Annotated in this window: 12 protein-coding genes; 8 read left to right on the top strand and 4 right to left on the bottom strand. The window is 55.7% G+C overall.

Annotation, left to right across the window (positions count from 1 at the left end):
- The first annotated feature begins 10 nt into the window (after positions 1-10).
- The 7 genes from HUO07_RS18600 to HUO07_RS18630 all read left to right on the top strand — a co-directional run bounded on the left by HUO07_RS18600 (position 11) and on the right by HUO07_RS18630 (position 6,541).
- Positions 11-880 (top strand): aldo/keto reductase, encoded by an 870-nt coding sequence (locus tag HUO07_RS18600; RefSeq protein ID WP_176304745.1) that lies wholly within the window; start codon positions 11-13, stop codon positions 878-880.
- 65 nt (positions 881-945) lie between these two features.
- Complete coding sequence (locus tag HUO07_RS18605; RefSeq protein ID WP_176304746.1) at positions 946-1,896, top strand: carbohydrate kinase family protein; 951 nt, start codon at positions 946-948, stop codon at positions 1,894-1,896.
- A gap of 196 nt (positions 1,897-2,092) precedes the next feature.
- Positions 2,093-2,812 (top strand): FadR/GntR family transcriptional regulator, encoded by a 720-nt coding sequence (locus HUO07_RS18610; protein WP_176304747.1) that lies wholly within the window; start codon positions 2,093-2,095, stop codon positions 2,810-2,812.
- A gap of 42 nt (positions 2,813-2,854) precedes the next feature.
- Positions 2,855-4,003: a galactonate dehydratase gene (gene dgoD / locus HUO07_RS18615; RefSeq protein WP_176304748.1), complete on the top strand. Its 1,149-nt coding sequence runs from the start codon at positions 2,855-2,857 to the stop codon at positions 4,001-4,003.
- Positions 4,004-4,006: 3 nt separating this feature from the next.
- Entirely contained in the window at positions 4,007-4,993 is a 987-nt protein-coding gene (locus HUO07_RS18620) for a 2-dehydro-3-deoxygalactonokinase (protein ID WP_176304749.1), read from the top strand.
- Between the two features lie 30 nt (positions 4,994-5,023).
- The gene (locus HUO07_RS18625; RefSeq protein ID WP_176304750.1) at positions 5,024-5,626 is read left to right on the top strand and encodes a 2-dehydro-3-deoxy-6-phosphogalactonate aldolase; all 603 of its coding nucleotides are present in this window, start codon (positions 5,024-5,026) and stop codon (positions 5,624-5,626) included.
- 18 nt (positions 5,627-5,644) lie between these two features.
- Positions 5,645-6,541, top strand: coding sequence for an SMP-30/gluconolactonase/LRE family protein (locus tag HUO07_RS18630; RefSeq protein ID WP_176304751.1), 897 nt, complete (start codon positions 5,645-5,647; stop codon positions 6,539-6,541).
- A 138-nt stretch (positions 6,542-6,679) separates the two neighbouring features.
- Here HUO07_RS18630 and HUO07_RS18635 read toward each other — a convergent pair whose 3' ends face one another.
- From HUO07_RS18635 to zwf, 4 genes are all read right to left on the bottom strand, one after another.
- Positions 6,680-8,275 (bottom strand): solute:sodium symporter family transporter, encoded by a 1,596-nt coding sequence (locus HUO07_RS18635; protein WP_176304752.1) that lies wholly within the window; start codon positions 8,273-8,275, stop codon positions 6,680-6,682.
- A gap of 263 nt (positions 8,276-8,538) precedes the next feature.
- Positions 8,539-9,201 carry a bifunctional 4-hydroxy-2-oxoglutarate aldolase/2-dehydro-3-deoxy-phosphogluconate aldolase gene (locus tag HUO07_RS18640; RefSeq protein ID WP_008956979.1) on the bottom strand — a complete coding sequence of 221 codons (663 nt, stop codon included), beginning with the start codon at positions 9,199-9,201 and terminating at the stop codon, positions 8,539-8,541.
- A 71-nt stretch (positions 9,202-9,272) separates the two neighbouring features.
- A complete protein-coding gene (gene pgl, locus HUO07_RS18645; protein WP_176304753.1) occupies positions 9,273-9,938 on the bottom strand; it encodes a 6-phosphogluconolactonase in 666 nt (221 codons plus the stop codon).
- Position 9,939: 1 nt separating this feature from the next.
- Positions 9,940-11,445: a glucose-6-phosphate dehydrogenase gene (gene zwf / locus HUO07_RS18650; RefSeq protein ID WP_176304754.1), complete on the bottom strand. Its 1,506-nt coding sequence runs from the start codon at positions 11,443-11,445 to the stop codon at positions 9,940-9,942.
- 289 nt (positions 11,446-11,734) lie between these two features.
- On the opposite strand from zwf, the gene HUO07_RS18655 reads away from it, so the two are divergent.
- The gene (locus tag HUO07_RS18655) at positions 11,735-13,225 is read left to right on the top strand and encodes a TrkH family potassium uptake protein (protein ID WP_176304755.1); all 1,491 of its coding nucleotides are present in this window, start codon (positions 11,735-11,737) and stop codon (positions 13,223-13,225) included.
- Positions 13,226-13,231: the final 6 nt, after the last annotated feature.

Consider the following 13,231-nt stretch of genomic DNA (forward strand, 5'->3'; position numbering starts at 1 on the left):
GGAACCTGCTATGCCCGCCGCCTTTTTTGATGTGCCGTTTTTACTCGGCATGATGCGCCTGCACGAAGCACCCGCCATGCACGAACCTGAGCGATTAGCAGAATGGATTGAAGCGCGCCTGGAACAAGGCCTTAACTGGTTTGACCATGCAGACATTTACGGCAGCGGCCAAGGGGAGACGCTTTTTGGCGCCGCGCTACGGGCGCGCCCTGCCCTGGCTCAGCGGGTCAATGTCGTCACCAAAGCGAGCATCGCCAACGACAACCCCGCCCCTGGTTCGGGCAAGGTAAAGCACTACAACGCTAGCCCTGCTTATCTTAATAGCGCCATTGATGGCTCACTTGCGCGTTTGAATGTCGAACGTCTCGATCACTTCCTAATTCACCGCCCCGATCTACTGATGAATACGGAAGCGACCGGCCGGGCGCTGGACGACGCCATTGACGCCGGCAAAATTGGCGCAGCAGGTGTTTCCAACCATTTGCCCAGCCAGTGGCGGCGCTTACAGGGCGCCATGCATCACCGCTTATCAGCTAACCAAATCGAGCTCTCGATTGCCCACACAGCGCCACTGTTTGACGGCAGCTTTGATGATCTCTGTGCCGAAGGCCACGCGCCCATGGCATGGTCACCTTTGGCAGGTGGGCAGTTAATGCATGGCGCCGTTGGTGACTGTTTGGATAAGTGGGCAACAGAGCTTGATAGCACCCCTAGTGCTTTAGCGCTGGCATGGTTGCGCAGCCTCCCCAATTCACCGGTCCCGGTGATTGGCAGCGTTAAACCTGATCGAATCAGCGATATGCTCAAAGGCCCTGCTACGCTACCCCGGGAAGCGTGGTATGAATTGCTGGAAGCCGCCCGCGGCCACTGCGTGGCATAAGGCTATTTGTATAAAACGACGCGGTACAAAACAACTATTACGTTAATTACACTAAGGAGCCACTGATGACGCCAATCATCGCCTTTGGGGAAGCACTGGTGGATATGCTCTCCAGCCGTCTAGGGGCGGCAAAGGATGCACAGGAAACCTTTACGCCCTACGCCGGTGGTGCTCCCGCTAATGTGGCGGTCGCCTGCGCTCGTTTAGGCGTACCCAGCCAGTTTCTAGGCATGGTGGGCGACGATACGTTTGGGCACTTCATCGTGCGCGAACTCAACAGTCACGGCGTCGACACCAGCGGCGTGGTATTTACCCAAGAAGCCCGCACAGCGCTGGCATTCGTTTCCCGGGATGAGGCGGGCGAACGCACTTTTGATTTTTATCGCCCACCCGCGGCTGATCTGCTTTATCGTCTTGAACACCTACCCCACGGTGTCTTTGAGAACCCCGCTATTTTACACCTGTGTAGCAACAGCCTGACCGACCCTGAGATTGCCGATGTCACCTTGGCAATGGCCACCATGGCCAAACGGGCAGGTTGCCTGGTCAGCGTAGACGCCAACCTGCGTCACAATTTATGGCCCGAGGGCGAAGCGGATGCCAGCTTAGTCACGCAGTTACTAGACGGCGCTGAGCTGCTCAAACTCTCCCAGGAAGAGCTTGACTACTTACGTGCCGACCACCCTGCGGAGTCGTGGCTTTCAGAGCGGCTAGCGGCAGGGGTAAAAGTTATCTTAATCACCGACGGCCCCAACGATGTCTTACTCAAAGGCGTCGGTATCGACCAGCGCATCGCGCCACCCAAGGTTGAAGCAGTCGATACCACCGCAGGGGGCGACGCTTTCATTGGCGGACTGCTGGCGGAACTCTCGGCCCACGGCATTAATGAGAATTGGCACAACGATGCCGATTTTTTACGTCGCGCAGTGAATACCGCCTGCCGCTGCGGCGCCCATGCCGTTACTCGCCCAGGCGCTTATGCCGCCTTGCCCACCCGGGCTGATATTGGCCTTTAACTAGCCAAACGAAACTCCCAACGTGGCGCGCCTTTCACCCAGGCGCGCCATTTTTTAGGCGCGTTTTTTGAAGCCCTATCACAAACTCATAAGTGCGTTTTCAACTTGGACTTATGTCTACCTATGCCAGCTTGTTAAAATGTCAGACATTTAATAGACTGACAACAAAATAGCCCTCTGAGTGACGAGACACGCCATGACGCTGGACGCTCTACCGCCCCACCAGGGGGGCGCTGAACAGTTAGCGCGCCTACTCGCCCAGGCGCTGCTGACAGGCCATTGGCAGCCGGGTGATACCTTCCCCCGCGAGCTTGATATCGGTAAACACTTTGCGGTGAGCCGCAATCAGGTACGCAATGCGCTGACCAGCCTCTCCGCGGCAGGGCTACTGGAACGTACGGCGGGTCGGGGCACGCTGGTGCGCGAAATGGGCGACTGGCACCTGCTCGACCCGCTGATGAGCGAGTGGATGACCGGCCTGGTCAATCTTGACCCTCAGCTGGTACGGGCTATTTACGCCTTTCGTTTTTCTGCCGAACCAGTAGTCGCCGGGCTCGCCGCCCAGGCCGCTGAAGCTGAAGACCTCGAACGCTTGGAGCGCGCCTTTGCGGGTATGGAAAACACCGCAGGCAGCGTTGATGCGCGCGATGAACATGCGGAATACGACGTTGCCTTTCACGATGCCACCTATCGCGCTAGTCACAATTTAGTCTGGCGACAAATGGGGCATTTACTGCGCCCATCCATCATGGCGTTGATTCATGGCTCGCAACACCGTACTGACACTTTGGATGACAGCCTCGCCCGCCATCGCCAAGTACTTGACGCTATTCGCAATCGCGATGTCAGCGCTGCAGAAACCGCCGCCAGAGAAGTGCTGCGCCGCACGGCCATTGACCTTGGCATTGTTAGCTAACATTACTCACTAAATATTTCCTATCCAAAAGGATGACTGGACATGAAAATTACCAAACTCAAGACCTGGCAAGTTCCTCCGCGCTGGCTGTTTCTCAAAATCGAAACTGATGAAGGCTGCTACGGTTGGGGCGAGCCGGTGATTGAAGGCCGCGCCGCAACCGTTGAAGCCGCCGTGCACGAGCTTTCCGACTATTTGATCGGCCAGGACCCTCACCGCATAGAGCACTTGTGGAACATCATGTATCGCGCCGGATTCTACCGCGGTGGCCCTATTCTGATGAGCGCGATTGCCGGTATCGATCAGGCGCTATGGGACCTTAAAGGTCGCGATCTGGGTGTGCCTGTTCACCAACTGCTGGGCGGCGCCGTTCGTGACAAGATGCGCATGTATGCCTGGACCGGCGGCGATCGCCCGAGCGATGTGGGCGCTGGGGCCAAGGCCTTGGTCGAAAAAGGCTTTACCGCTTTCAAAATGAACGGCACGCCTGAACTGCAGATTGTCGACTCCCATCGCAAGATTGATGAAGCAGTGGCAAGAGTCGCGGAAGCGCGAAATGCCGTGGGCCCGGATATTGGCATTGGGATCGACTTTCATGGCCGCGTGCATCGGCCAATGGCCAAAGCACTGCTGCGCGAGCTGGAGCCTTTTCACCCGATGTTCGTGGAAGAGCCGGTCGCCCCGGAGCACTTGCCTTGCCTGAAGGATATTGCCGGTGGCCTGGGTTACCCGCTAGCCACCGGGGAACGGTTGCACACCCGCTTCCAGTTCCGTGACCTGCTGGCGGATGGCATGATCGACATTATTCAGCCCGACATTTCCCACTGCGGCGGTATCAGCGAAGGGCTCAAAATCGCTGCCCTGGCCTCGGCCTACGATGTCGCCCTGGCGCCCCATTGCCCGCTCGGCCCGTTAACGCTGGCCGCATCGCTACAGCTGGATGCAGTCAGCCACAACGCCTTTATCCAAGAGCAGAGCATGGGTATTCACTACAACCAGGGCAACGACGTGCTCGACTACTTGGTCGATAAATCGGCGCTCGCCATTGAAGACGGTTTCTGTGCCATTCCCCAAGGTCCAGGGCTTGGCGTTGAGATCAACGAAGAGTTCGTTGAGGAGCGCGCCAAAGTGGGGCACCGCTGGCGTAACCCGGTTTGGACGCATGAAGACGGTTCAATTGCGGAGTGGTAAGCCATGGAATCAAGCGCAATGCGTGAAACGACTGAAATAGCACATCAGTTGGCCTGGATTGCCGTGGATTGGGGTTCTAGCAACCTACGCGCCTGGGGTCTAGATCAACACGACAAGGTAATTGCCCAAGCCAGCAGCGATAAGGGCATGCTATCGCTTAAAGCCGATGAGTATGAAGCCGAGCTGCTACGGTTGGTGAGTGATTGGCTGCCCACGAATGCGCCTACAAAGGTGTTAGTGTGTGGCATGGCGGGCGCCCGCCAGGGCTGGTTGGAAGCCGCCTACCTGCCGGTTCCAACGCGACTAGACCAACTGAGCCAAGGCGCGGTGACGCCCGGGCTTGCAGGCAGCCAGCTGCACATTTATCTGCTGCCTGGCTTAAGCCAAACCCACAGCGCGACGGCCCACTTTGACGTGATGCGCGGCGAAGAGACCCAGCTGGCGGGTCTGGTCGCCGATACGCCTGACTTTTCAGGCCTCGCTTGTCTGCCCGGCACGCACGCCAAATGGGCTACCCTGGAAGCAGGCGCCGTCACTCAGTTCACTACCTATCTGACCGGTGAGCTTTATAAGCTCCTGGCACGCCAATCGGTTTTGCAGCACTCCATCGGCAGTGATGACTTGAATGATGCGGCCTGTCGTGACGCCTTTGTGACAGCGGTCAGCGAAAGCTATGAAGCGCCCGAAACCTTTAGCAGCCGCCTGTTCGGCGTGCGTGCGCAAGATTTACTCGATGGACGACTACCTACCGGCAAAATGCGAGGGGCCGTACTGGCGGCCAGGCTCTCCGGGCTCGCTATCGGCCTTGAACTCGCTGGCGCCTGCCGTGAGCCGTCAAGCCAAGCGCCAATCACGCTAATCGGTAACCAAGCCCTTTGTCAGCGCTATACGTTAGCCCTCAATGCAATCGGTTTTCAGACACGGCATGTGGATGGCGATGAGGCCGTGCTAGCAGGCCTTCGGCTTGCTCATCATGCATTGAAGGCTTAATGCTGCTCACTATTAACGGAGAAATTACCCATGTCGCTGCCACTGATTGGTATTTTGCGCGGTGTAACGCCTGATGAGGCCGTGGATATCGCGGAAGCGGTGCTAGCCGCGGGCATCACCCAAATTGAGGTGCCGCTTAACTCACCCAACCCACTAGAGAGCATTCGTCGCTTGGTGGAAGCATTTGGCGAGCGCGCAGTCATTGGTGCAGGCACGGTGCTCACGCCAGCTCAAGTACGCGATGTTCACGCTGCTGGGGGACGCTTGATCGTTTCGCCCAACTGTCGGCCAGCGGTGATTAAAGAAACCCACCGGCTGGGTATGGCGAGTTGGCCGGGGATTGTCACGCCCTCTGAAGCCTTTGATGCACTCGATGCAGGGGCGACTGGGCTTAAACTCTTCCCCGCAGTACAGGTAGGATTAGAAGGTATGAAAGCGGTACGTGCCGTATTACCGGCAGGCACACGGCTATATGCCGTGGGTGGCGTTGGGGTCGACAATTTCGCTGAGTGGCGCGCCGGTGGCGTCGACGGCGCAGGCTTGGGCAGTGCACTGTACAAACCCGGCCAAAGCGCTGCTCAGGTACGACAACAAGCGCAAGCCCTTGTTGATGCTTGGTCAGCGGGAGAATAATAAGGAGAGCAAATAACAATGAATACAGACATCAGTGTTTCAACGTGGCAGGCCGAGTTAGCGGTTGATAGCCGCTGCACGCTGGGGGAAGGCCCGCAGTGGGATGCTATTAATCAGCGCCTTTATTGGTGCGATATTCTCGGAAAGCGATTGCACTGGCTCTCCCCCGCTACCGGGGAAAGCGGCCACTATCAGCTTGATCATATGGTCTCGTTGGCCACGCCGCTTGAAGGCGGCGGGCTGCTGTTAGTCGGTGAAGACCGCTTATGCAGGTTCGATACCCATAGCGGTAGCGTAGAAACGTTTTGTGATTTCGAGACCGATAACCCGATAACGCGTAGCAATGATGCCCGTGTCGATTGCCATGGCAGTCTGTGGCTTTCCACCATGGGCAAGAAGGCCGAAAAAGGCGCGGGCAGCCTTTACCGCCTACATCGTGGCAAGCTCACACGGTTACGCTCCGGCTTAACGATTCCTAACGCTATTTGCTTCTCAGCCGATGGCTGCTTTGCCTGGCTTACCGATACGGTGACGGGCGTGGTGATGCGCTGGGCGCTCGACAGTGAAGGTTGGCCCAAAGGTGAACCGCAGCCCTGGGCGGACTTCTCCTCTACTCTGGGCAATCCTGATGGCGCGGTAGTCGATAGCGAAGGCTGTCTTTGGCTAGCACTGTGGGGTGCGGGACAAGTTGTGCGTCTGAATCACAATGGCGAAATCATTGGCCGCGTTGAGCTGCCGGTTAGCCAACCTTCCTGTTCAGCGTTTGCCGGTCCCGACCTAAAAACGCTCTATATCACCACGGCCCAAGAGGGATTTAGCGCTGAGCAGCTAGCCCAAGAGCCAACGGCAGGTTCGCTTTATGTGGTCGAACTCGATATTGCTGGGCTAGCTGAGCCGCCGCTGCGCCTAGAGTAGATTCCCTGTCATTGCAAGCTCACTCACTGTCATTGCGAGCGAAGCGAAGCAATCTCGGGGTATCTGCCACCGGAAGTTGAGATTGCCGCGTCGCTGCGCTCCTCGCAACGACGTGGCCTCGTTCCCGACAATCCCAGCTTAACCAGCAAAGCTTATATACATAACGATCACTAACACCACCAACACGATGCCAGCAGGCACGGCGCCTTTCCAGGGGGTTAGATCGACGTCGCCGCTGTATTCCTGAACCCAATCAGTTTCACGCGGGCGAAGCTTGCCGATGATCAGCATCACTGCCACTAATAACACGAACACCAGCGCCACGAAGTGGAACTCGTGCATGACCTGCGGCAGCAGCGTGAACGGTGGCACAAAATAACCGGCAGCAATCAATAAGCAACCGCCCACCAGGGCAATCTTGGCCGCCATAGGCGGAACACGTTTGGTCAGCAGGCCAACCAGCACCACCGCTAGAATCGGAATAAAGTAGATCGCGTTCATCTTCTGCAGGTAGCCAAACAGGCTTTCCTGGCCGGCCAGCAGCGGCGCGATGATCATGGTAATGATGGCCATGATCCAGCCAAACACCTTGCCTGATTTAACCACCTGCTCTTCGGTAGCTTCTTTATTCAGTACGCCTTTATAGATGCCCAGGCTGAAAATCGTGGTGGTACTGTTAAGCGCAGAGTTAAACGACGACAGAATCGCACCCACCATCACTGCGGCGAAGAAGCCAGTGAGGTAAGGCGGCAGTACGTTAAATACCAGGTGGCCGTAGGCTTCATCGGCTCGCACGCCCTGGTCAGCATAAAGGTGGTAAGCGATGATGCCCGGCAGCACCAGGTACAGCGGCCCCAGCAGCTTGAAGAGACCGGTCAGCAGAACGCCCTTCTGGCCTTCGGCAAGGTTTTTGGCCGCAAAAGTACGCTGGATAATCTGCTGATTGGTGCTCCAGTAAAAAAGGTTGATCAGGAATACGCCGGTAAACAGGGTGAAAAAAGGTACTTGCTGATCAGCGCCGCCAATGGAATTAAGCTTGTCTGGGTCACTCTCTTTAAGGATATTCCAGCCTTCCATAATGCCCGTGCCGTCACTGACGGCCTGCAGGCCGAAATAGACGATGACAAAACCACCGATCAGCAGCCCGACGCCGTTAAGCGTGTCGGAAACCGCTACCGTGCGCAGCCCGCCAAACAGCGCATACACTGAGCCGATAATGCCGACGATCCACACCGTTAACCAGAGCAGCGTCGAGGACGACTCAATGCCGGTTAATCCAGGAAGATCAAGCATTCCCTGTAACCCGATGGCGCCCGAATAGAGGATAATCGGCAGCAGAATCACCGCGTAGGCAATCAAGAAAATAATATTGGTGATTAGCTGCGTCGTTTTATCAAAACGTATTTCGAGTAACTGTGGCAACGTGGCAATACCACTTTTCAAAAATCGCGGCAGGAAAAAGAGCGCCAGCGCTACCAGCGCAATAACCGCCACCACTTCCCAGGCCATTACACTTAAACCATCGGCAAAGGCAGCCCCGTTTAACCCTACCATTTGCTCGGTAGAGAGGTTGGTCATCAATAGTGAGCCAGCAATCAGCGGAAAGGTTAGCGTGCGACCAGCCAGAAAGTAGCCGCTGGTGCTTGAGTGATCATCGCGGCGCGTAATGCGCCAAGTGATAAAGGCGACAAGTCCTGTAAAGAACAGGAAGGACGCCAGGGTCAACGCGTGCATATTGACTCACCTCATCATCATTATAAGTGGCACGCACGTTACGGTATGCGCGGATTAAAATGTCAGACATATTATTCAGTCATTTTAGACGAGCTGAATATAGCCCCGTTATACACCTTTGGTCTTAGTCGCTCCTTCAAAGCGCCAAGTGGGCACAGTCAGCACATAAAAAAGCCCCGACTCTGTTCTTAAACATAACGTTTAAAAACATAAACCAGGGCGGCTGCCAGCGCTGCTGCTATTGATACGCAGCGGCAGCTTACTTAATGATGAAAACGCTCGGCTGATTGGCGGGCGAGTTCACGGATACCGTCCCAGTCTTCCGCTTCCACCATTGCTTTAGGCGTCAACCAGGAACCGCCGACACACATCACATTCGGCAACGATAAATAGTCATCGGCGTTATCAACAGTGATACCGCCGGTGGGACAAAAGCGTGCTTCAGGAATAGGCGCTCCAAACGCTTTGATCGCTTTAGCCCCACCGCTGGATTCCGCAGGGAAGAACTTAAACCGACGGTAGCCGTACTGCCAGCCGGTCATCAACTCAGAAACGGTTGAGACGCCTGGCAGCATCGGTACCGGGCTTTCCACGCCATAGCGGTAGAGAGCGTCGGTGGCACCGGGAGTTACCACAAAATCCGCGCCGACCTGCTCAGCTTGGCGATACTGGGCCGGGGTTAATACCGTGCCCACGCCAATGCTGGCACCGGGTAATGCTTCGCGCATGCGTTTAACCGCTTCCAGAGCACAATCGGTACGTAGGGTGACTTCCAGTACAGTTAACCCCCCTTCCACTAGGGCGCGGCCCAGCGGGACAGCGTCCTCCAAGCGCTCAATAGTGATGACGGGGATCACTTCAGCTTTTAAGCAGATGCTATCAAGCTCGGCGGTACGTGTAGACGGTAACTGTTTATCGATAGTCATGAGTGAGTCTCCAAGCAAATTATTATTGACTAAGGCGGTTAACTCTCAAGGGCGGGCCTAAAGGATTGACCTTAGGGCGCCCAGTAAATCGCCAGTGGGCAGGTTAAAAAGACACGTATCGGCAGTTGACGTACATCGTCGCCGTTCAATGCCTTGGCCAATACGGCGCGTTTATCGTCGCCGGTAATATGTAGAAAATGACGGCGCGCTTGATGTAAGCGATCCGCTGAAAAAGTAATTCGTGGCTGCGGCTGGCTAGGGGTGCGTACTGCCACAAGCAGCTCATCCGTGGCGAGTGCCAGGTCAAGCTCACGGCTGTCAGGAAACAGCGAGGCGGTGTGACCATCGCCGCCCATGCCCAGAATTACGACGCTAGCGGGCCACGCCAATGCATCCATTCGCTTAGCGACTTCCTCGACCCCTTCTTCCGGTGTCGCGGCATCACAAGTTAACGGTATAAACTGAGCGGCCGTCGCTTCACCCTGCAACAGGTGTTCGCGTACCAGCTTGGCGTTGCTATCGGTACTTTCCTCTCCAACCCAGCGCTCGTCGGCAAGGGTGATGTCAATGCGATCCCACGGCAGTGGCTTGGCCGCCAGCGCCTTAAAAAATGGTACCGGTGTCGAGCCACCTGAGACGATTAACAGAGCGCGCTCTTGATGATTTAAATCGTCTTGAAGGGCTTGAAACACCGCTTCGGCAAGCTGCTCGGCGAGCTGTTGGCGTGCTTGGCTCATATTAATAATCCTCGTACCAGCTACGGCCGTCTTGGGTGATCATGGCGATGGAGGCGACCGGCCCCCAGGAACCCGCCGGGTAACGACGCGGCGGCGTGTCACGTTTTTTCCAACCGTCAATCAGTTGGTCACACCAGCGCCATGCGTGTTCGATTTCATCGCGGCGAACGAACAGGTATTGCTGCCCTTTCATGACTTCCAGCAATAGCCGTTCGTAGGCATCGGGAATGCGCGATTTCGGGAAGGCACTGTTAAAGTCCAAATGTAGCGGGCCGGGGCGCAGGCGCATGCCTTTATCCAGGCCACTGTCTTTGGTCAACACTTGGAGAGCGATACCCTCTTCCGGTTGTAAGCGGATGATCAGCTTATTGGAGGCAATATTGCGCTGGTCCGGGTCGAAGATATAGTGCGGCTGCTGGCGGAAGTGAATCACAATCTGCGACAGTTTCTCCGGCATCCGTTTACCGGTGCGCAAATAAAACGGTACGCCCGCCCAACGCCAGTTAGCCACTTCGGTTTTCATCGCGACAAAGGTTTCGGTCTGGCTCTGGGTATTGGCGCCCTCTTCTTCTAGATAGCCGGGTACCGACTGTCCATCGCTGTTGCCCGCGATGTACTGACCGCGCACCACGTCTCGATCTAGCGCTTCGCCCACAAAGGGCTTGAGTGCTTTCAGCACTTTCACCTTCTCGTCACGGATGGCATCGGCATCCAGGTTTGAGGGTGGATCCATGGCAATCAGGCAGAGAAGCTGAAGCAGATGGTTTTGTACCATGTCGCGCAACTGACCCGCCTCATCGAAGTAGCCCCAGCGACCCTCAATGCCCACTTTTTCCGCTACGGTAATCTCCACATGGGAAATGTTGTTCTGATTCCATTGTGTGCCGAATAGCGGGTTGGCAAAACGTAGTGCGATCAGGTTTTGTACGGTCTCTTTGCCCAAGTAATGGTCGATGCGGTAAATCCGCGACTCGGGAAACACCTCGCCAATGGCGTCGTTAATTTCAATTGACGAGTGCAGATCGGAGCCAATCGGTTTTTCAACCACCACGCGGGACTCTTCATCCAGGCTTTTGCTGGCCTGAAGATGGCGGCAAATATCACCGTAAATACGCGCGCCGACAGAAAGATACACCACCATCGGGCGGGGTGACCCCTTTCGCCACTGGCGGATCGCGTCGTACCCGTCGACACTGGAAAAATCGAGCTGCAGGTAATCCAGGCGGGCGAGGAAGCGTTCTAAGCTTTGCTTGTCCTGCTCGCCGCTTTTCAGCCGCTTTTGCAGCACGTCGTTAACCAGTTGCCGAAACGACGCCACGTCGTGCTCTTGGCGAGCCAGTCCCATGATGCGCGTGCTTTCAGGCATTAAGCCTTCACGGTCAAGATGGTATAAGGCAGGAAACAGCTTGCGCATGGCAAGATCACCCAGCGCCCCAAATAGCGCTAAATCGATAGCATTATTTGGATCGCCCAGCGGCGCACCGTGGGAAGCATTGGACTGGCTCATCGTTGCTCCTATTTATAGTTAGTCAATCTAATGTAGTTAGATTACCTAAAACCTACCTGAAAGAAGACATTGTACGCAATAATTTGTGTAATTTTACTACAAAAATTGGGATTATCTACCGTCAACAGCTCATAACATTCTCTCTGCGTTGCTAAAGCGCGAAATGGGCCCGTGACAACAGAGCTATTCCACAAATAATTATCTAAACGACTTGGTTTTTACAGACTTTTTATGGAAGGCCATGTTCTCTTAGCGCATGCTTCAGAATACTAAATGGCGAGTCAGGTATATGACACCTTTTACACCGTTGTTTCATCGCAGTAGGGATATGTATCGGCACTGGGCCCCTGTCTTTAAAATCATGTCGATTCTCTGGGTAGTACTGGCCCTATTCATGCTGGCTCCTCTGATTGTATTGCTTGTCGAGCATGATCCCGACGCCCCCGCCTTTGGTATCTCTGTGCTGTTCATAGTGGGGGCGGCCGCACTTACCTGGCTACTCACCTTCCGGGCCACGTTGGAGCTGAAGCCCTGGCAGATGTTCATTCTGACCGCTGCCAGCTGGGTCACCATCAGCGGTTTTGCCAGCCTACCGCTCGTACTTGGCGCACCCCAGTTGACATTTACCAATGCCGTCTTTGAATCTGTTTCGGCGATTACCACCACGGGGTCGACCATCCTGGTCGGCATCGAACACTTTTCCGATGGCCTGAAACTGTGGCGGGGGCTGATGCAGTGGATGGGCGGCATCGGCATTATCGTCATGGGCATCGCCATCTTGCCGTTTCTGAAAGTGGGCGGTATGCGGCTGTTCCATACTGAATCATCCGACTGGTCGGATAAAGTGATGCCGCGCACGGGTGGTATCGCCAAAGCAACCCTTACCATTTATGTGGCTTTGACCCTGGTCGCGATTGGCAGTTACTGGACCGGAGGGATGACGCTATTGGACGCCACCGTACATGGCATGACGTCGCTTTCCACCGGCGGATTTGCCAACTCCGACGCCTCCTTTGGAGCCTATAGCGGCCAGCCTTGGTTACTCTGGATGGCCAGCTTTTTCATGCTCAGCGGTGCGCTTCCCTTTGTGCTGTATATCCGTTTTATACGAGGTTCAAGCAGCGCCTTATGGCAAGACCAGCAGGTACGGGGGCTGTTGCAGCTGCTGTTTACCGCGGTTCTGCTTATTAGCCTCTGGCGAGTTGCTCACGGAGATAACTGGTTTGAGTCGTTGACCCACGTCACCTTTAACGTCGTATCCATAGTAACCACCACCGGCTATGCCTCTGACGATTATACGCTTTGGGGTGCTCTCCCGATGATGGCATTTTTCTACCTCACCTTTGTCGGAGGCTGCAGCGGTTCGACCAGCGGTGGGATGAAAATCTTCCGCCTGCAGATTGCCACCTTGATGCTGCGTAATCAGTTGCACTACTTGATCCATGCCAATGGCATATTTACCACTCGCTACAATCAGCAGCCAGTAACCAGCGACATCTCACGCAGCGTAGTCGCCTTTTCGTTCTTTTTCTTCATTACCATCGCTGCACTGGCACTAGGCCTTTCCGCGTTGGGACTTGACTTGGTAACCGCCCTTTCCGGCGCCGCCACGGCGGTTACCAACGTGGGTCCCGGTCTGGGTGACATCATCGGCCCTGCGGGCAACTTTGCCGCCCTGCCGGATGCTGCCAAGTGGCTACTATGTATCGGCATGCTGATGGGACGTCTGGAAATTTTGACGGTCGTCGTACTGCTGACCCCGATGTTCTGGCGCCGCTAGCGAATT

This window comes from Vreelandella maris (genome assembly GCF_013371085.1).
Taxonomy (GTDB): Bacteria; Pseudomonadota; Gammaproteobacteria; order Pseudomonadales; family Halomonadaceae; genus Vreelandella; species Vreelandella maris.